This is a genomic window from Streptomyces sp. 35G-GA-8 (assembly GCF_023534745.1).
Taxonomy (GTDB): Bacteria; Actinomycetota; Actinomycetes; order Streptomycetales; family Streptomycetaceae; genus Streptomyces.
This window is the reverse complement of the sequence record NZ_JAMHJQ010000030.1, coordinates 1-17,643: the sequence shown is the minus strand read 5'-3', so window position 1 is coordinate 17,643 and position 17,643 is coordinate 1. Positions and strand designations below refer to the sequence as shown.

General features: G+C 66.8%; 17 protein-coding genes and 3 pseudogenes. 14 read left to right on the top strand and 6 right to left on the bottom strand.

What is annotated here, in order from left to right; all coding sequences use genetic code 11:
* The first annotated feature begins 148 nt into the window (after nt 1-148).
* The 4 genes and pseudogenes from M1203_RS37255 (at nt 149) to M1203_RS37240 (ending at nt 1,961) form a co-directional block, all read left to right on the top strand.
* Nucleotides 149-745: a hypothetical protein gene (locus M1203_RS37255; RefSeq protein WP_249954301.1), complete on the top strand. Its 597-nt coding sequence runs from the start codon at nt 149-151 to the stop codon at nt 743-745.
* Between the two features lie 85 nt (nt 746-830).
* Nucleotides 831-1,166: a hypothetical protein gene (locus M1203_RS37250; protein ID WP_249954300.1), complete on the top strand. Its 336-nt coding sequence runs from the start codon at nt 831-833 to the stop codon at nt 1,164-1,166.
* Between the two features lie 46 nt (nt 1,167-1,212).
* The gene (locus M1203_RS37245; RefSeq protein ID WP_249954299.1) at nt 1,213-1,527 is read left to right on the top strand and encodes a hypothetical protein; all 315 of its coding nucleotides are present in this window, start codon (nt 1,213-1,215) and stop codon (nt 1,525-1,527) included.
* A gap of 39 nt (nt 1,528-1,566) precedes the next feature.
* A pseudogene (locus tag M1203_RS37240) lies at nt 1,567-1,961 on the top strand (hypothetical protein).
* Nucleotides 1,962-2,313: 352 nt separating this feature from the next.
* Here the strand turns inward: M1203_RS37240 and M1203_RS37235 are convergent.
* Nucleotides 2,314-3,483: a HEAT repeat domain-containing protein gene (locus M1203_RS37235; protein ID WP_249954298.1), complete on the bottom strand. Its 1,170-nt coding sequence runs from the start codon at nt 3,481-3,483 to the stop codon at nt 2,314-2,316.
* 199 nt (nt 3,484-3,682) lie between these two features.
* Here M1203_RS37235 and M1203_RS37230 point away from each other — a divergent pair, with 199 nt between their 5' ends.
* Both M1203_RS37230 and M1203_RS37225 read left to right on the top strand, forming a co-directional pair.
* Nucleotides 3,683-3,934, top strand: coding sequence for a hypothetical protein (locus tag M1203_RS37230; protein WP_249954297.1), 252 nt, complete (start codon nt 3,683-3,685; stop codon nt 3,932-3,934).
* On the top strand, nt 3,909-4,583 hold the full coding sequence (locus tag M1203_RS37225) for a transposase (RefSeq protein WP_249954296.1): 675 nt from the start codon (nt 3,909-3,911) through the stop codon (nt 4,581-4,583). Before M1203_RS37230 ends, M1203_RS37225 begins: the two co-directional genes overlap by 26 nt.
* Before the next feature lie 393 nt (nt 4,584-4,976).
* Here the strand turns inward: M1203_RS37225 and M1203_RS38900 are convergent, their stop codons facing one another.
* Complete coding sequence (locus M1203_RS38900; protein ID WP_283959464.1) at nt 4,977-5,108, bottom strand: hypothetical protein; 132 nt, start codon at nt 5,106-5,108, stop codon at nt 4,977-4,979.
* Between the two features lie 37 nt (nt 5,109-5,145).
* Here M1203_RS38900 and M1203_RS37220 point away from each other — a divergent pair, with 37 nt between their 5' ends.
* The 5 genes from M1203_RS37220 (at nt 5,146) to M1203_RS37200 (ending at nt 9,761) form a co-directional block, all read left to right on the top strand.
* A complete protein-coding gene (locus M1203_RS37220) occupies nt 5,146-6,099 on the top strand; it encodes a helix-turn-helix domain-containing protein (protein WP_249954295.1) in 954 nt (317 codons plus the stop codon).
* Nucleotides 6,100-6,113: 14 nt separating this feature from the next.
* The gene (locus M1203_RS37215; RefSeq protein ID WP_249954294.1) at nt 6,114-6,575 is read left to right on the top strand and encodes a cupin domain-containing protein; all 462 of its coding nucleotides are present in this window, start codon (nt 6,114-6,116) and stop codon (nt 6,573-6,575) included.
* A 683-nt stretch (nt 6,576-7,258) separates the two neighbouring features.
* On the top strand, nt 7,259-7,708 hold the full coding sequence (locus tag M1203_RS37210; RefSeq protein ID WP_249954293.1) for an SMI1/KNR4 family protein: 450 nt from the start codon (nt 7,259-7,261) through the stop codon (nt 7,706-7,708).
* 472 nt (nt 7,709-8,180) lie between these two features.
* Complete coding sequence (locus tag M1203_RS37205) at nt 8,181-9,161, top strand: ABC transporter ATP-binding protein (RefSeq protein WP_249954292.1); 981 nt, start codon at nt 8,181-8,183, stop codon at nt 9,159-9,161.
* 18 nt (nt 9,162-9,179) lie between these two features.
* On the top strand, nt 9,180-9,761 hold the full coding sequence (locus M1203_RS37200; protein WP_249954291.1) for an ABC transporter permease: 582 nt from the start codon (nt 9,180-9,182) through the stop codon (nt 9,759-9,761).
* On the opposite strand, the gene M1203_RS39375 is transcribed toward M1203_RS37200, so the two are convergent.
* Complete coding sequence (locus M1203_RS39375) at nt 9,688-10,200, bottom strand: helix-turn-helix domain-containing protein (protein WP_374404797.1); 513 nt, start codon at nt 10,198-10,200, stop codon at nt 9,688-9,690. The two genes, M1203_RS37200 and M1203_RS39375, sit on opposite strands and share 74 nt — an antisense overlap.
* 69 nt (nt 10,201-10,269) lie before the next feature.
* On the bottom strand, nt 10,270-10,497 hold the full coding sequence (locus M1203_RS37195; protein ID WP_249954290.1) for a hypothetical protein: 228 nt from the start codon (nt 10,495-10,497) through the stop codon (nt 10,270-10,272).
* Between the two features lie 583 nt (nt 10,498-11,080).
* Between M1203_RS37195 and M1203_RS37190 the strand changes: the two are divergent.
* Nucleotides 11,081-11,319, top strand: a pseudogene (locus M1203_RS37190) (hypothetical protein); the annotation flags it as partial.
* Between the two features lie 243 nt (nt 11,320-11,562).
* Here M1203_RS37190 and M1203_RS39130 read toward each other — a convergent pair.
* Together M1203_RS39130 and M1203_RS37180 are read right to left on the bottom strand one after the other, a co-directional pair.
* Entirely contained in the window at nt 11,563-15,879 is a 4,317-nt protein-coding gene (locus M1203_RS39130; protein WP_374404793.1) for a caspase family protein, read from the bottom strand.
* A gap of 44 nt (nt 15,880-15,923) precedes the next feature.
* Entirely contained in the window at nt 15,924-16,334 is a 411-nt protein-coding gene (locus tag M1203_RS37180; RefSeq protein ID WP_249954288.1) for a hypothetical protein, read from the bottom strand.
* A 317-nt stretch (nt 16,335-16,651) separates the two neighbouring features.
* On the opposite strand from M1203_RS37180, the gene M1203_RS37175 reads away from it, so the two are divergent.
* A complete protein-coding gene (locus tag M1203_RS37175; protein ID WP_249954287.1) occupies nt 16,652-17,230 on the top strand; it encodes a hypothetical protein in 579 nt (192 codons plus the stop codon).
* A pseudogene (locus M1203_RS37170) lies at nt 17,215-17,547 on the top strand (adenylate kinase family protein); the annotation flags it as partial. The gene M1203_RS37175 and the pseudogene M1203_RS37170, both read left to right, overlap by 16 nt.
* Nucleotides 17,548-17,643 lie beyond the last annotated feature (96 nt).

Sequence of the window (17,643 nt, the reverse complement as noted above, 5' to 3'; positions counted from 1 at the left end):
GGCTGCCGAGGATGACACAGCGTCAGCGGCGCACGCCTTCTCCAGCGTGGACATAGTGAGGAGGCCGGCTGTTGAACCTTGAGGGTGAGCATTCCCCCTTGCTGCCCCGGTCGAAAGTTGACCTTACAACGTCGTCGATAATCACCACATGGATGTCACCGAGCTGCTTGAATCGGCTTCCCTTCTGGCCCCGGAAGAGATCGCTACCGAAAACGACGTCACAGTGCGGGACGTCTGGGACTACCTCGCCCATGACGAATGGCAGATCGCCCTGAGCTTGCTGGAGGAGCTCAGGGACGGGCATCCACTGCCCTTGTCGTTCTGGGAGCAGCTGGCTAAGGCGGCTGAGCGACTCCGTCTTGAGCGGAGCGCAGCTTGGTGCCACTGGCGGTGTTCCGAGTTTAGAAATGGGATGATCCGGGCGGATCTGGTACTTCGTCCAGCCGCAGAAGCACGACGCCGGACACCGATCGCTGGCCACGGAATTCTGCGGCCCATGTGGGACATCGGGAACCTCTCACCCGCTGGGGGTGCTTCGGTGAGCATTGCCGGGCTTTGGGTCGAGGACGTGCCCTTTCTGGAGCCAGGCGGCCGGGCCACTGTTCGCCTCGTGCCTCTCGCACCGTCTCACTGGAAGCACGTCAAAACTGGTCAAAGGATCAGCATGCATGAGGACCGGACCGTGGCCGGCACCGCAGTCGTGCTGGAGGTTCATCTTCCTGCCGCCACCATGGACACGAGCTGACGTCGACTGTCCCAGACCGCTCACTGGCGCAGATAATCTCCGTATCTCGTGGAGCACACACAGGAATATGCCGACGAGGGGGAAGATGGCGCTGAACAAGAAGGGTTCCCGGCGCATAACCGTTGACGGGATCGAGTACCGCTGGCGGATCCGCAGGAAGCCCTCCTACATGCAGGGACTGTGCTGGACGCCGATGACCTACGCCGTCGAAGCGGCCAGCGGCAGTCAACCGGGCACGACCTTGATCGTCACCAGCGGTCAGGCCCATCCCAGTAACTGGGTGGGCGTCGAGTCGGAGCCCATGCGCCCAGCTCACGTTGCTGCCGGCGTTCGAGCAGGACGGGATCAAGGCTGGGATCCAACCCGGGCCGGCTCTCCGTTCCAGCTCGACCGATCCGCAGGATTCATCGCTCAACCATGAGACAAAGCGGAGTAGCGCGATGCATCTGACTTGGCGTCATGGCCTGATGACGACATGGATGCGCTGCTACTGGGACGAGGAAGACATCTGGTTCTACTTCGAGGCCGACGCTGAAGGCTGGGTGATCCGGCAGGTCGAACTTGAAGGGCCTGAGCTGACCCCGATCGCAGCTGCCTCCCTCTCCGAGTGGCAGCGGGCCTACGACGCAGGCCGCCTCGTTGAGTACGACAGTGGGTTCGGGGTCACAGCCGAGCTGCCTGTCTCGGAATGGGAAGGCCACGACCCCGAACAGCTCACCTCCGAGGAGTTCGAGGAGGTCTGGGGGTCTGCCCGTCGCCAGCTCGCGTCCCGGCCCAGCTGACCTCTCGGCTCCGCCGAAACTTCTTGGCATCACCGCGACATGACTCCGACGCTTCCCCGTACTGTCCGAGCCGTCGACACCGCTCAGCTCCTGGACCTGGCCCAGGAAGCTTCCGTGCACGGCTTCAGCCAGCGTCTCCCGGTCGACTGGCTCCGAGAGCACCTTGCCGCGGATGCGAGGCACTACCTGTTCCCGACACTCGTGCAGCGGCTCACGCATCGTCCCGAGATGCCGTTGCAGTGGAGGTGTCGGCAACTGCCGACCGTCAGCACCGGCGGACAGATCTGGGTCTGCTCGACGTCCTCCCCGACACCTTCGACAAGATCCCGGAGACCTTGGACACGGCGTCAAAGAAGGACATCGTCAGCCGCATCGAGCGAGCAGTGAAGGTGCGTGAGTGGGTGGAACGGATGGCTGCCGATGCAGGTTCGTGAAGCTCCAGGCAGCGTGGCAGCCTGCTGGATAGCCTGAGGAGATGCCACTGACCTGAGACAGCCGCCTGCCGACACGTCGTGAGACTGAAGGGAAACGTCCAGGTCACAGCGTCGGCGCAGGACACCGAAAGCGAGAACCAACACGTCTGTTGTAAGCTCTCATATTCCGTGTCGGAATCTCACGGCCAATGTCGGATGGATGTCGGATACGACATCGCCGTGAGACTGGCCAGGTGTCCTGTCGCGCTGAGCCTGTCGGATTCTCACCGCATCGCGCGGTGAGCGACGACGTTCGCCCCGTACGGTGGGTTTGATCTCATTTCTCTGGTCCGGTTCTCGCTGTACCTGTTACTCAGAGCAGGGCTCGGATGGCGTCGCGCTGCTCCGGCAGGCCGGCTTCCCTGAGCCAGCGGATTTTGTTGCCGATGTTTCCCCAGCAGTTGTCATTGGCGGTGACGGCTTGCAGAAGCTCCCGTTGTGCGGCCGACAGTGGCAGGCCGGGGCTGTAGCCGGTGGGGAAGGCCTTGACGAGCAGCGGACCCCAGTCGCTGTCGACGGTGTAGTCGCTGGCGAGCGGTATCAGGGCCATGGCCGCTGGGGCAAGGTCCTCAAAAGCGTCGACGCGGTCAAGGATGGCCTTCAGGAGCGTGAAGCGGAGCCAGCCGTCGAACTGAGGAAGGGGGTCGGGGAACCAGTGGTCTGCCTCGGCCGGGTTCTGCAGGGCTTCGAGCAGGACGGCGGTGGCGCGGGGTATGTGCGCGCATCCGATGGCCAGCGCGGCGCAGGTGCGCACGGCTGGATCAGGATCGTTGAGGAGACTGGTGGTGTCCTGGCCCCAGGCGCCCAATGCCAGAGCGGCGGAGGAGCGTTCTCGGCGGCTGCCGTCCGCTGCGAGAGCGCTACGCAGGCGGTGGGCGGCGGGCGGGGCGAGTTCGGCGAGGTCGGGTGCCTTCAGGAGCACGGTGACTGTTCCGAGGGCTGCCTCTCGGGTGTCCGGATGCGGATCGTCGAGGAACGGTTCGACCGCGTCGTAGAGCTCGGGTCGGATACTCCGGCATGCGCGGATCGCTTCGATCTCGTCTTCGTCCTCGCCGTCGTACTCATCCCCGTACTCGCCCTCGCTGCCGGGGTCCTCGCCGTAGGAGGCCGAGTCGGCGATCTGGCCGAGCCAGTCGAGTAGTGCGGCCCGCAGGGGCCGGGTCCGGTCGTCCCAGGGGAAGAAGCTCTCGTGCTCGGCCAAAGTCTGGGGGTGGGCCAGGATCGCTGCAACGAACAGTGCGGCCGGCGGGGTGGAGCTGTACAGGGATCCTTGGTGCAGCACGGACATGTCGAGCATTCCCAGTGCCTCGGCCTGCACCTCGGGATCCTCGTTCAGAAGTTGGCACAGGTACGGCGGGGTGTCCTCGGCACTCCCATATGCATGCTGCAGGGTGTCCCATCTTGTTGCCATGAGCAGCTCTCTGGCGGTCGGAGGCAGTCCAGACCAGGTGGCGGCGCCACGTTCCTCGTCTCGATTCGTCACATGCACACTCTGCCGAACAGCACTGACAACCGGTCGCGCCGGGGTGCCGGGGGATTCCGCACGTGCGCTTCACCTGCTGCCGCCTTGAGTGGTTCTGTGAACCACTCCTCCGTAAAAGCCAGGTCGTTTGAGAAACCCGAGCCTCCGTCTTCTCAATCGGCCTGGCATCCCAGCAGGTCAGCGGCTCACCATCTGACAGATGCACTTCGACAGGACCGCCGGGCTCCTGCTGCCGCGGGACCGCAACAAGACGCTGACCTGCCTGGCCGGCACCGAGCCCGTCGTCGGTGCCCAGCACGCTGCGGTGCAGCGGCTGCAGTTCTTCCTGTCCGAATCGACGTGGGACCACGAGCAGGTCGACGCCCGTCGGGTGGAGCTGCTGCCGGGCCGACCTGGCGACCGCGCCGCACCCGGGCGGAGTGCTGGTGACCGACGACTCCGGGGATCGTAAGGACGGGAAGGCGACGGCCCATATCGGCCGGCAGTGGCTGGGCCGGCTGGGCAAGACCGACAACGGCATCGTCACGGTGACCACCTGCTGGGCCGACGAGAACCTCTACTACCCGCTGCACGCCGTGCCCTACAGCCCCGCCGACCACCTCCCGACGGGGAAGGATCCCGGCCTCCGCACGAAACTGCAGATCGCCGGAGAGCTGGCCCGCACCGCGAAGGCTGAGGGGGTGACCTTCCGCGCGGTGGCCGCCGACTGTGCATACGGTGACCAGGACGGCTTCCGCCGACAACTCGACGCGGCGGGGCTGCCGTTTGTCATGGCCCTCAAACCGAGCCACGGCACCTGGGCCCACGGCAAGGATGCCTACACCCCCGTTCAAGCCGCCCGGGCCCTGACCTGGAGGGACCCCGAACAGCCCGGCGACTGGACCCCGGTCGAGCGCACCTTCCGCGACGGGCACACTGAGACCTGGTGGGCCGCCGATGCCAGCCTTGGCTTCTGGGGACCCGACGGGAACGTCCGCCTGGTCGTGGCCACCACCGCCCCGGGCACCTGCCCGCGCAGTCCACCTGGTACCTGGCCACCGACCTGCCCCGCCCCGGATCACCACGCGCGGCCGACAGCCCACAACCCCCGGCCGACCTGACCGAACTCGTGTGGATCTACGGCATCAGGCACTGGATCGAGCAGAGTTAAAGCAAATCAAGTACGAACTCGGCTGGGCCGACTTCCAGGTCCGCTCCGACACCGCGATCTGCCGCGCGCGTTCTCGTTCTGCTGGGACATCTGGTTCGCTCAGCTTCAGGAAGACGAGCTGCGTACTCGGATGCTACCGACTCGGCTTCACCGGCCCTGCGGTCACCTTGGCGGTGATCTCTACGCCCTGGACCTCGCTCGGTCGGAGATCAGGATGCGAAGCGATAACGCGCCCACTCATGACACCGCCGGCACCGGCCAAATCATCACTATCCGTGACGCTCGGATCGCGGCAGAAGAGTGCACGGCTTTGTAGCCGGTTTTCTGCTTGCGGGGCAGTTCATCAGCCGTAGAACGAGCTGGGCTCGTCGATGAACCGGCCGTCGGTCGCCGGCGCGACCGAGCCGTCCACCGCGTGCACCAAAGCCTGGTAGGGCAGATGCAGCCCTGCGCCGCTGTGACCCCAGCCGAACACCGTGCCCGAGCGGAAGAGTCGCCGTTATCGTTGACCGGTGATCGGCAACCTTGAGACGTTCCAGGACGAGCTGGCCGCCAGCGGGTTTCCGCCGCTGGTCAACAAGCTGGCCGGGGCCGGCTTCCGGGGCCGGGTCGCCACCTGCGACCTCGGGCCGCTGCGGCTGGTCTCCCTCGACACGCCCGAGAGCGCCTGTATCGGGCGGGAGCGCGACGCCGCCGACGGCGAGAACCTGGCGGTCAAGGTAATGGCCCGGGGCCGGACGCGGATCGAGCAGGGGCGCGGCGACGCCGAACTCGGGCCGGCCGACCTGGTGCTGCTCGATCCCACACGTACGCTCCGGTTCGAGAGCACCGCCGCAGCGCACGTCACTGTCCTGGTTCCGCGCCGGGAGCTTCGGATCCGGCCCGCGCAGATCGACCGGCTCGTCGGCGTACGCATCGACGGCAGCCACGGTCCGGGCGCTCTCGTCTCCGTGCTGGCCCGGGAGTTGGCGCGGTCGGCGACCGAGTTCCGCGAGGCGGAGGCGCTGCGGTCGGCGGCGGCCGTCGTCGAGCTGATCGCGGTTGCCCTGGAGGCCCGGCTGGGCGACGAGCAACCGGTCCCGGACGAGTGGCTGCGGAGCCGGATCGTCGGCTACATCGAGGCCCGGCTGGCCGATCCCGATCTTTCCCCGCCCGGCATCGCCGCCGCCCACCACGTCTCCGTACGCCGGCTGCACAAGCTGTTCGAGGACCAGCCGCTCACCGTCGCGGCCCTGATCCGGCGTCGCCGCCTGGAGCGCTGCCGGGCCGAGCTGACCGGGGGCGGACGTACGGTCACCGCCGTGGCCGCCCGGTGGGGATTCTCCGATCCCACCCATTTCAGCAAGCTCTTCAAGGCGACGTACGGCTACAACGCCCGTGCACTGGTAACCAGCAACCGTGCACAGACGACCAAGACGCGCACGGCCGACCCGGAACAGGATGGTGGTGACCAAGGCAGGCAATAGCAATGGGAGAAGTCGTGGCGAAGGTAAACATCGTCCGCCCCGGTGAGGGCGAGATCCTCGGCAGCGGGGCGCAGCAGATCCGCATCCTGGAGAACGGCGAGCACACCGACCACCGGCTGGGGTTCGCCGAGGTCACCATTCCGCCGGGCACCCCGAGCCCGTTGCAGCATCGCCACGCCCAGCATGACGAGGGCTTCTACGTGCTGGCGGGAACGTTCCGGTTCACCGTCGGCGAGGACCAGTACGACGCCGGGCCGGGCACCTGGGTCATCGTGCCGACCGGGGCGCCGCACACGTTCGCCAACATCGGCGACGAGAACGCGGTCATGCTGAACACGTTCACGCCGGACCTGTATGTGCAGTACTTCCGCGACTTCAAGGCCATGATCGATTCCGGGCAGCCGGTCAACGCCGAGACCATGCAACCGCTCTGGAAGAACTACGCCACCGAGATCTCGAACGAATACGCCTCGTGAAGCGCCTTCAGTACGACCGCTACGGCGGCCCGGAGGTGATGCTGCTCGCTGAGTTCGAGCCACCACGCCCGGGTCCGGATGAGGTTCTCGTCCGCGTCCGGGCGGCGGCTTCCAACGCGCTGGACTGGAAGATGCGCAACGGCGAGATGAAGCTGTTGACCGGTCGCCCCCGGCGGCCTCTGGGACAACACCGGATCCAGGATGAACCGGCAGGCGGGAACGCCGGCCCTGTCCAGGACAGCGGCAAATCATGCGGCAGATGCACGGCCGAGCGGGATTCGACCGCCTTCGACACCGCATCCTCCTCACTGAACTTCACCCGTCGCTACCACCGATTACGGAACAAAGCCGAACTTCACAGACCCGGGTCACCGCCGCCCACGGGCAGGAGGCAGGCGGTTTTCCCATACCACTCGCGGTCCCAGCAGTGTGTCAGGATGCGCTGGTGGACGACCTCATACGCGCCTGGGAGCGCATCGAGACCTGGCTTCGGGAGCACCAGTGCACCAGTGATCTCTCCGAGCTGCACCCGCCTGCTTCCGAAGAGGCCATCCAGTCCCTCCAGGACGCACTCCCGTATCCGGTTCATCCCCACCTTGTGCAATGGCTCCGGATTCACGACGGTGCTCTGCCCAGGGAGTTCCCTCTGGCCATTCCGGTACTCCCCGATCGAGGCTGATGGCATGGAGGGTGGACCGCAGTATTTCAGGGAGGCTTTTGACGATTTCCGCAGCGAATTTACAGATGACGGGTTGGATCCCGAAGGTGCGGAAGGACCGTGGGATCCGCCGAATGCATACGAGTTCTGGGTTCCCATCGCAGTCACCAATACCGGCGAGTACCTCGCGGTCGACCACCGTCCTGGCGACACCTACGGAAGCGTCCGGGAGATCGATTACGAACGCTCGGATCCGTGGGGCGTGATCCGATGGGCGAACCTGGGGGAAATGTTCGACGAGATCGCGGACGGCCTTGAATCCGGCTCGGGCGTCCAGGGCAGCGGGCGAACGTACCGCTACGTCCCCCAAGTGATCCAGACCCCACTGACCATCACCGATCCTCCACTGTCCGGGGCGCCAGTGGTGATCGACGGAGATCTGGTGAATCGCCTTGACTGGCGGATCGAGCGATAGCCCTTCCTTGCGGTACGGCGTCGGCAGGCAGGGAGGAACCAGAAAATAGAACCTGCACACAGGAATACAGGAAAGACCCGAAGATCGGCCTTCTGGATAACTCTCGCGCATCGCAATCTTCGTGGAGCGTTGCGCAACTTCCCCGTTTACCGGCGCACTGATCAATGCCTGGCTGTGCAAGACCAACCATAAGGATCATTACCCGCACTATAGCAAGTCTTTGCCTATGTGATGCATGTCGCCAGGCATCCCGGGGGCTCAAGGTCAAGGTCCCGCGAGTTATTGGTGGCCGAAACTCTTCTCCCTTCCCTCGGGGAGGAAGGGTGGGCATTGACCGGCCTGCAGTCTTGTCGAATCGAAATGGAACGACATGATCCGGATGAGGTTTGGCGGGAATCAGATCAGCGCTTTAGTTTGGCGTGCGCTGGAGGGTTCTGGCATGTTTTCCTGGGGGGAGTCACCCCTCCCATGCGTGACAGATCGGACATTCGTGCGCGAAGCGAAGGAAAGTCATATTCATGTTGAGGGCCTGTGGCGTCGCTACGGAAGCGGCAAAGGCAGCTTCGACGCGGTGCGCGGGATCAGCTTCACGGTGATGCCCGGCGAACTGTTCGCCCTCCTCGGCACGAACGGAGCCGGCAAGACCTCCACTGTGGAGTTGCTGGAAGGCCTCGCCCCACCGCACCAGGGAACGATCAGGATCTTCGGCTCCTGCGATCCTGTCGCCGACCGTCAGCAGATCCGTCCGCGTGTCGGCGTGATGCTGCAGGAAGGGGGGTTCATCTCCCACCTGACCGTGAAGGAGACTGTGCAGCTGTGGGCCGAGATCACCACCGGGCCCCGCCCCACAGCCGAGGCACTGGAACTCACCGGCCTGACACACCGAGCGGGCGTCATGGTGCAGAACCTCTCCGGCGGCGAGAAACGCCGCCTCAGCCTGGCCACCGCGACCCTGTCACAGCCCGAGATCCTGTTCCTCGACGAACCAACTGCCGGCATGGACGCCGAAGGACGCCACGCCACGTGGCAGCTCATCAAGAACCTGCGTGAACAGGGCGCGACCATCCTGCTCACAACCCACTACCTCGAAGAAGCAGAATCCCTCGCCGACCACCTGGCGATCATGCACCAGGGAAAATCGCAGCCTCGGGTACCGTCTCCGACATCGTCGAAGAACACCCATCCAAGAACACCTCTCCACCCTGTCGTTCGGCCTGAGCCAGGGACACACGATGCACGACCTTCCCGTCGACGGCGCGGCCCAGGACGGAAACGGACGGATCGTCATCACCACACACAGAACCTCCAGAAGGATGCCGCACGGATCCTTTCCTGGGCCGAGGACCAAGGCGCGGTACTGGACCGATTCACGGCTCGACCGGCTTCCCTGGAAGAGGCTTTCATCACCATCGCCAGCGACGAGAACATCTCGCAACAGGGGACCGTCACATGAACACGAGGACCGCCCAGCATGCGGGCCATGTTCCGCGTCGAGTGGAAACTCTTCAATCGCCTCAAGGCCAACTACCTGTACGCCGTGTTCGTCCCACTGATGCTCCTCCTGGTACTCCAGTTCGCGCAGGATCAGATGGACCTCGACGCGAGCGGACTCAACCCAGGACCCGTGATGGTGTCCACGTCCGCCGGGGTCCTGCTGATCTTCTCTCTCTACTCCTTCGTCACCAGCCTCTACGTGGTACGCAGGGAAGAACTGGTTCTCAAGCGGCTGCGCACAGGGGGGGTCTCGGACCGGGTGATCCTCGCCGGCGGCGCGTCCATGTACATCGTCGTCTGCGCGGTGCAGATCCTGGTCGCCGTCACAGGAATCTCGATGATCTTCGGTATCGCGCCACACGAGCCTCTCTCTGCCTTCGCCGGAATCCTCACAGGCATCGCGCTGATGACCGCGATGGCGGCCACCACCGCGGCCCTGTGCCGGGCCAGCGAGTCCGTAACGATCGCCACCCTCCCCGCGATGTTCATCCTGCCGCTGATCTCAGGCGTCTACATCCCACGCGAAATCCTTCCGGAAGCACTCGGCGACGCACTGTAGTTCGCGCCGCTGTCCTCAACGGTAGATCCCATCCGCTCTGGCTGGACCGATGTACTGACCGCCCCCGAAGCTCTGGCCCGAGTGCTGCTTGCATCCGCATGGACCACGCTGTTCGCCTGGATCGCCGCCCGCAGGTTCCGATGGGAGCCACGGGTCTGAACCCAGCACCGTCGCCGTCGTCCAGAGGACGAACAGACGGTCTGCGTGGTGTCTTACCTGGACAGCGGACCATCATCCTCTGAGATGCCCCAGCGGCCCACCCGGTCGCCGCTGCCTCTTTGACGTTGCGGCCGCAGGCCTGAGCGTAGGCAAGGACCACACTTAGGTTCTGCGGCACGCTACGCCCGGAGGCGGCGCGCGCGAGAGCGTCGCCGCTGTATCCCGTATGGGTGGCGAGCTGTTCGTACGTCAGCCCGGCACCAGTGCGGGCGGCACGCATCCAGGTCACCAGAGCGAGCAAGGATTTGCTGCACTGGGCGATCGGGTTCTCGCGGCGCCCCATAGATGGTCAGGCCTCCGAAGTTCCAAGCTCGTCCCGGCTGTTGCCGCGCAACTGATGCAGCAGGCGAACGCCGAGTACCGCTGAGTCTGCAATCAGGAGGATCTGGCTGAGGACCTGCAGATCGGCGAAAGCCAGAAACGTGGCGGCGATGATGATCACGACCACGACGACAACTTCCGGGACCGTGAGGGGACGGGGCACGACGTGGTGCGTGCCGCAGGGTGTGTTGTTCATCGTATTTACCTCTTCGAGCTTCGTACTGCCGGCGAACAGTTGCTTGCACAGGACGGTTGCCGCCGCCCTCGTAGGTAGCGATGTTGCAGCATCCACGGCTGCCGGACGAACTCTTGATCGGGGTAATCCGTGTTTGCGTCCCTTTGCCAGTCTGGGCCCGACACTGGCCGTATCCCTCACTTCTTCCTGGTTAGAGGGCGAATAGGGGTCTCGTATCCGCAGATCCGTCCCATCTTTTTCGCGCCTGGGTTGCCACCGTAGGCACATTGCCGCAGTAACGTCCCGCGTTCTGACAGACGTTCCGGCCATGGCTCAATCTGCTTCACCCCAGCTCAGCGCCTACACACGGCGCGGATTCCCGTATCTATGTCCCGCTCTTGACTGGCGGCACGTCATACCCGATGTTTGACCGTGCGCCCGTAGACGGCCTGTGCCGACTGCGGGGCTCTCCCGATGTACTGCGGGCAAGCCAGTTATCCGGAGGCAGAGCGGATCCGTTGCCGCGAATCCTTGCTTACGGTCCTGGCACTGCTCGTCAGTGCCAGGACTGAGGCCCGGCGGAAACGACACGTACGGGCCGCGGCCGCCGCGCCGGGTGGACCCGGGTATCGCGGAGGCGGTAGAGCGGCAGACCAGGGCGATGCGCGAGCTGTCCCGCCGCGCGTTCCCGAGACCGACGTTGTACCGGACGATGCGCCGGCCCCGATCGAGCAGGCCCCACCTGGCGACAGGCTCGCAACCAGGTCAGCAGGTGCAAGTTGGCCGTGTTGGACCAGCATCTGCGTCGGAACTCCAACCATTCATGGGCGAGTTGAAGGGTGAGGTCGTCCAGTGGGCGGGTGCGGCCGTCGATCGTCAGGCGGCGGTTGCCGATCTTGACACGTCCAGGGTCAGGTTCATGCCTCGTGAACCCTCACCGGCGAGACGGCCTGTCCTACGCGCTCCAGGAACTGCTCGTTCCTACTACACCGCCGCTGTTCCGCAGTCCTTCCGCGAGTAGCCGGAACCGCATGGGCCGGGCATGCCCTTGATCCCGAGAGGGCAGAGTCTGGTTGCGGGTCAGGCTCAGAGGCAGAGGGGCTCCTTGGGCAGTCCGGGTGCGTACCGGTCGCGTTCCTCGTCGCTCAGCTCGCCCCCCGACAGGGAGCAGGCCAGCCCGATCGGGTCATGGCTGATCGCGGCCAGATGGCCGATGCTGAGAATGTCTACGCCGCCGCCCTTGTTGGTGACGGCGACCCGGTGTCCATCGGAGCTGAAGGCGATGTCCGCGAGGAGGTAGGAGAGGATGGCGAGGGGACGGGGCCAGCGGGGATCGCCCACGTCGTAGAGCGTGGCGAGGCCCTCGGCCCGCTGTACGGTCAGCAGGTCTCCGCTCGGGTGGAATACGTGGCGTACCGCCACGGTCGTAGGGGGCTGTAGCGGTTGATCACTGATCTGCCGGGGCGCGCCGGGACGGCTGATGTCCCACATCCGCAGGGCGCTGTCGGTGAAATCGCTTGAGGCGAGCGTGGTACCGGCGGGGCTGACTGTCCTGGGGCCCAGGCCCATTAGGCTGAACAGGTCGTCGGACTCGCTTCCCGGGCCGCGCAACGATGTGCCAGCCACGACGACGCTGCCGTCCCGGCTGACGGAAGTGATGTCGCGGAGCAGGTCGGCGGACTTTTCCCGTGGATGGTCCGGGTCCTGTATGTCCCATGCCTTGCTCCACCGCGAAGCCGGCTCGATTCCCATCGCAGACTTCGCGGAGCCTGCCGCCACCAGTGTGTGGGAGTTCGGGATGAACAGCAGGAGCGACGCCCCTGCCTGTCCGCCCGCCGGTAGGGTGGCCGCCTTCTTCAGCCGCCCCTTCGCCAGGCGCCACAGTACGCAGCCGTCCATGTCTCCGCAGGTCGCCGCAGTTTTACCATCCGGGCTTACCGCGACGCGTGTCGCGTGGGCCTTCGGCAGCGTCTGGCGGATGCCGCCGTCGAGGTCGCGTACCACCAGGGTGCCGTCCGCGCCGCCGGTGAGCAGGGTGTCACCGTCGGGGGTGTACGCCACCGCCCTGATCTCCGTCTGATCGTCCAGGCTTCGCAGTACAGTGGGCTCCGCACTCTCCTTGGCGGCCCAGCGGGCGATGGAGGTCGCGTCGGCGGAGACGAGTGTCGCGTCGTCAGCGGAGAAGGCGAGCGCGGTGATGGCGTTCTCGTGCAGACTCAGGGCCGCCAGCCGCGCGGGGGTGCCAGGCGATAGGTTCCACAGCGCGAGCGTGCCGTCCGCAGCTCCGGTGGCCACGGTCTTGCCGTCGTGGCTGACAGCCATCGCGGTGATCGGCCGGGAGTGGGCTGCAGTTTCGAAGACGCCCGTGCTCGCGTCCGGCTGGGACATGGCTCCCACGCTCAGTATTCCTTCGAACGCCTTGAGCAGCGTCCGGCCGTCCGGGGTGACCGCCGCAGGTCCGCTGGTGGGCCCGAGCCGGAACGACGTCAAGTGGCTCAGGTCCGCCCCCTTGACCTTCCAGCCGTAACCCGGCCGTGTCAGCGACTGATTGTCCAGCCGATTCGGTTGCACTCCCGCCACAAGCACCTCGCCGTCCGGGCTAAAGGCGAGCGAGGTGATGGGTTCCGTGTCCGTCCTGTATATGTTGCCCGCCTCCGTGCCCGTCAGGCGCCACAGGGTGACCCCCTTGCCACCCCCCGCGGCGAGCAGTGTCGCCTCGGGGTCGAGCGCCAGCGACACGCTCTGCGAGTCGGCGTCGTAGGGCACTTCGCCCCTCGGGCGCAGTCGCGAACGGTCCACCTGCCACAGCTGTATCGCGCGGGTGCCGCACTGAGCGGCCAGGACCGTGCCGTCACCGCTGAACGCGACGCTCCCCAGGGCGGCGGCGCAGCCTCCGTCGGGGCCGGTGAGCCGAGTAAGGGTGGCGTCCTGCCCGATCCGCCACACGGCGAGTCGTCCTCGGTCGGCTCCGGCCAGCATGGCGCCGTCGGGGCTGATGGCCCAGCGCGCATCCTCCGCCACGGCGCGGGAGGACTGCTCCGGCCGTGGCAGGCGCGACGTCGCCCGGAGCCTGGTGTGGCGCAGCGTGTCGAACAGCGCAGCACGTGTGTCGGACGAGGGCTGCGCGCGATGCGCGGCGAGTGCCAGTCGCAGCGCCGTGGCCGGTTGCGTGTCCCGGAGGTTCTGGGCAGCGGCCGTCAGCGATCGGATGTTCGCAAGCGTCCGCTGGTGCGTGGCGGTGGTGCGCTGCTGGAACGCCAGGCCGCCGGCCGCGAGAGCGAGGCAAAGGCCCCCGGCCACCCCGGTCAGGGCCAGCTTGAGGCGGCGGGTGCGCCGCAGCTCCAGGTCGCGCTCGTCGCGGTCCGCCGACCTCGCGGCGTCCAGGAACGCCCATTCGCGTTCGCGCAGCGGCGAATGGGGAGTCCCCTCCGTCAGGCCGGTGTCCACCCCCGCGAGCCTGGTGCCGCGGTAGAGGTATGAGGGGTCGCGCCCGGCTGCCTCCCAGGCTTCCGCGTCCTCTTGCATCTGCTGCCGGAGCAGAAGCCGGGCGCGGTCCTCCTCGGTCCAGCGGCGCAACCTGGGCCAGGCCCGCAGCAGCGCCTCATGGCTGATCGACGTGTCCGCCTGGTCCACGGTCACCAGCCGCGCCTCGGCAAGGCGCTCCAGGATGGCAGCGGCGCGGCGCCGCCGGGGGGCCGCGAACCCGTCGAGGAGTTCGTCATTGCCCGCCTCACGGCGCGTGACCGGCTCCGCGCCGTCCGGTGCGAGGTACACCAGACGCAGCAACAGCGCGCGCAGTATCCCGCGGTCCGCCGTGTCCAGCGACTGGTAGACCCGCTCGGCGGTCGTCGCGACCGAGTCCCAGATACCCCCGGTGGCCTGGTAGCCGACTAGGGTGAGGACGGTGCCGCTGCGCCGCAGCCAGGTCTCCCGTAGGGCGTGGGCGAGGAACGGCAGGGCGGCCACCGCCCCTTGGTGCCCATCGCTGTGTCCCTGCTTGAGGTCGTGCAGGAGCCGGTCGGCGAGCCCGACCTCCAGACGAAGGCCCGTCCCTGCGGCTGGGGCCTCGATCGCAGACCGCAGAGCGTCGTCCCGCAGCGGAGGCACCAGCACCTGGCCTCGACCGAGCGCCGCCGCGAGCGGGGGGTGGGTGAGCGCGCTGCCGTAGTGGTCGGCTCGCAGCCCCAGCACAACGCGCGGGCCGGGACCGGACCCGGTCACCAGGTTGAGGAACCGCGCGCGTTCTGAGGCGTCCTGGCAGCGGGTGAAGACCTCTTCGAACTGGTCGACGACGAGGACACCGGGAGCACGCCGCCCCGGTGGCGGCTCGGGGAAGGAGCCGCGTTCCAGCGTCCTGAGGGTGGCTTCGGCGTCTCCTCCCGCCGCCCGCGCCCACAGGTCCGCGAGCGTGCGCAGGGGGTGGGCGCCAGGGTTGGCCAGGAGCAGGGCGGGCCAGCGGGCCTCATCGCGCCCCTCGGCGCGGCGCTGTTCGAGACCGGCGATCAGACCGGCCCTGAGCAGCGAGGACTTGCCCACGCCCGAGGCCCCGACGAGGGCCACGGGGGTGTGTCGGTCCGTACCGCAGACGGCGTCGAGGAGAGCGCGGGTCAGATCCTCGCGGCCGTAGAAGTCGTCGCTGTCCTGGGCACGGAACGCCTCAAGGCCCGGGTAGGGGCAGGGCACGTCTGCGGGCGGAACAGCCTCGGGAGCTGTGTCGCCGTGGTAGGCACGGTTACGGGCGACGACGAGCGCGCCCAGGGAACCGTCGCTCTGTCGCCGCGGTCGCGTGCCCGAGTCGGTATCGCTTGCCAACGCCGCGTACAGGTGGTCCATCGTCAGCCACAGCGGGCCGTTGGGATCTCCCTCCTCAAGCAGTTCCAACAGCGCCCCGCTGAACCGGGTGTACGGCTCGCCGTCCGGGGCGAAGGAGAGCGCGTAATGGGAGGCCGAGCTGAGCAGGAAGCTTCCGTCCGGGCGGTACGGGGTGAACCCGCCGTCGGCACGGCCGCGGGGTGAGTCGGCGCGGCCCGAGAAGCAGCAGTCGAGTACGACGACGGCGCCCGACCCGGACTCCCCCAACAGGTCCCTGAGTGTGCGGTACGGCACGGCCGCGGAAACCGAGTCGGAGGACATGCTCAGCCCCGTGGCGAGATACAACTCGTCCCGGGGCCCAAGCAGGCCGTGGCCCACGAAGTAAAGCAGCACCGTCACCGGCACGTCCGCGCACGCCTGCTCCACGGCGGCGATGACTTCCGCAGGGCCTGCGTCGACCGGTACCCGGTGTACCCGCTCCGCCGCTATTCCGCAGACGTTCACCAGCGCCCGTTCCAGGGCGTCGAGGGTCGTGTCCACGGAAGGGAGGTCAGGCAAGGTCGAGCCGGGCGCGTAGCGGCCCGTTCCCATAAGTACCGCCCGGGTCCCCGCCGCAGACAGCGCCCCGACGGTCCTCACGAGACGTCTTGGGCCGACTCGCCCGAATCGACGCGGCGTTCGGGCTCGGCCGCCGTCAGCTCCTGCGACAGCCGTTCGGCCAGTGCCATCGCCTGCTCGCCGTTCAACCCCCTGACCTGGGTTGACTCAATGGTGATCCGGGTGCCGTCGGGGCGGGTGAGGGTCACGGTCTGATCCCCGCGACGGGCCTGCAACCAGGCCACCACCCCTCCCACGAACACCGCGGCCACACCACCCGGCTCCAGAACGGCGACGAGCACGTCACTCACCGCACCCATAGCACCATCCACAGGACGCGTGTCGGCTAGACGGACTCTGCCTCGGAGGCTGTCCTCAGCCGCCAGCCAGCGGCGCAGATCATGCGTGGCACCGGAGACGACCGCCCGGACAGTGACGACAGTGCTCATGACACCGCAACTTACCCCCCGAAGAGCAACGGGCGCGAGAATTCCGCCGGTTCTCGCCATCGCCTGGCCGAAGTGTTCGCTTATGTCGAAGCATCGTCAGATCCCCTGACCCCGCGCCTGACAACGGCCAGTTCGCGGTCAGGCCGTCAACCCTCTGGTTCAGGGCGCACCTTCTGGTCAGGAGGCGCTGCCTCCCCGCGCGGCGGTTTCCGCCCGGCGGGGCGACGCGACCAGTGAATCGTGGACAATGACTCGCGACAATCCGCACGTGACTGAAGGTCAGGCACCGCGTCCCGAACTTGAGGAGACACCTCCTCATGTCGCTTGACCGCTCCACCGTCCCTCACATCCCCGAAGACCCGGCATTCACCGTCGACCAGCTCACCCCGGCGGACTACGCCGCCGTCTCCGCGTTCCTGGCCGCGCGCCTGCGCGAGCTGGCCGACAGCGGCCAGACCGGCGCCGCCCGCGCCCTCGACGAGGCGCTCTCGCTCCACACCGACACGCTCGGCCCGAACTTCCAGTGGGAGACCGACTACCGCCACGAGCCGGTACCGGACAACTGGCTCCGCGAGCGGATGGACTCCTGGGTGATGACGCCAGGGGGGAAATGTTCCTGTCCAAAGACTGCAGTACGTGTTTCTGAACCCCGATCGGCCACCGGAACGATGCTCATCGTTCTAGGCCTGGACCTTGCTCTGTCCGAACGATCAGGGGCCGAGACCGCAGGAGCATCAACCGCAACGTGGCGATGTCCCACGGTGTGGTTATCTCCACCGCCAGGGGGTGGCTTACCAGATAGGCAACGACATCGGTGCGCGGCGATCGTGTGTCCCAGAGACGACTTGATGGCCACGCATGACGAAGGGACACCTCATCGATGCGCATCCTCCTGATCGGGCCGCCCGGAGCAGGCAAGGGCGCACAGGCAGTGCGCCTTGCCGCGCATCTGTCGATCCAGCACATCTCCACTGGTGACCTGTTCCGCGAGCACATCGACCAGGGCACCGAGCTCGGGCGGAACGCCCGCACGCACATGCGCGCCGGCCTTCTGGCACCGGACGAGGTCACAATCGGGGTGATCAAAGAGCGCCTTGCCCGTCCGGACACCGAGCGCGGATTCCTGCTGGACGGCTTCCCCCGCAGCCTTGCTCAGGCGGAGGCGCTGGACGGCATCCTGGCCGACTCGAAGTCGAGACTAAATGCCGTGCTAAGGGCTGTCCCGTAAACGATCTCCCTCTCAGGGGCGTCGGGGGTAGTCAGGGTGATCGGCGTAAGGTGACGCGAGGTCAAGTAAGTCATCGCATGG

What these genes read in the sequence shown, in the direction of transcription:
- M1203_RS37195 (WP_249954290.1), bottom strand. Translation starts at nt 10,497, where the DNA reads ATGAACAACACACCCTGCGGCACGCACCACGTCGTGCCCCGTCCCCTC.
- M1203_RS37230 (WP_249954297.1), top strand. Translation starts at nt 3,683, where the DNA reads ATGCACTTCGACAGGACCGCCGGGCTCCTGCTGCCGCGGGACCGCAAC.
- M1203_RS37180 (WP_249954288.1), bottom strand. Translation starts at nt 16,334, where the DNA reads ATGAGCACTGTCGTCACTGTCCGGGCGGTCGTCTCCGGTGCCACGCAT.
- M1203_RS37210 (WP_249954293.1), top strand. Translation starts at nt 7,259, where the DNA reads ATGGAGGGTGGACCGCAGTATTTCAGGGAGGCTTTTGACGATTTCCGC.
- M1203_RS37175 (WP_249954287.1), top strand. Translation starts at nt 16,652, where the DNA reads ATGTCGCTTGACCGCTCCACCGTCCCTCACATCCCCGAAGACCCGGCA.
- M1203_RS39130 (WP_374404793.1), bottom strand. Translation starts at nt 15,879, where the DNA reads ATGGGAACGGGCCGCTACGCGCCCGGCTCGACCTTGCCTGACCTCCCT.
- M1203_RS39375 (WP_374404797.1), bottom strand. Translation starts at nt 10,200, where the DNA reads ATGCGTGCCGCCCGCACTGGTGCCGGGCTGACGTACGAACAGCTCGCC.
- M1203_RS37200 (WP_249954291.1), top strand. Translation starts at nt 9,180, where the DNA reads ATGCGGGCCATGTTCCGCGTCGAGTGGAAACTCTTCAATCGCCTCAAG.
- M1203_RS37245 (WP_249954299.1), top strand. Translation starts at nt 1,213, where the DNA reads ATGACGACATGGATGCGCTGCTACTGGGACGAGGAAGACATCTGGTTC.
- M1203_RS37250 (WP_249954300.1), top strand. Translation starts at nt 831, where the DNA reads ATGGCGCTGAACAAGAAGGGTTCCCGGCGCATAACCGTTGACGGGATC.
- M1203_RS37255 (WP_249954301.1), top strand. Translation starts at nt 149, where the DNA reads ATGGATGTCACCGAGCTGCTTGAATCGGCTTCCCTTCTGGCCCCGGAA.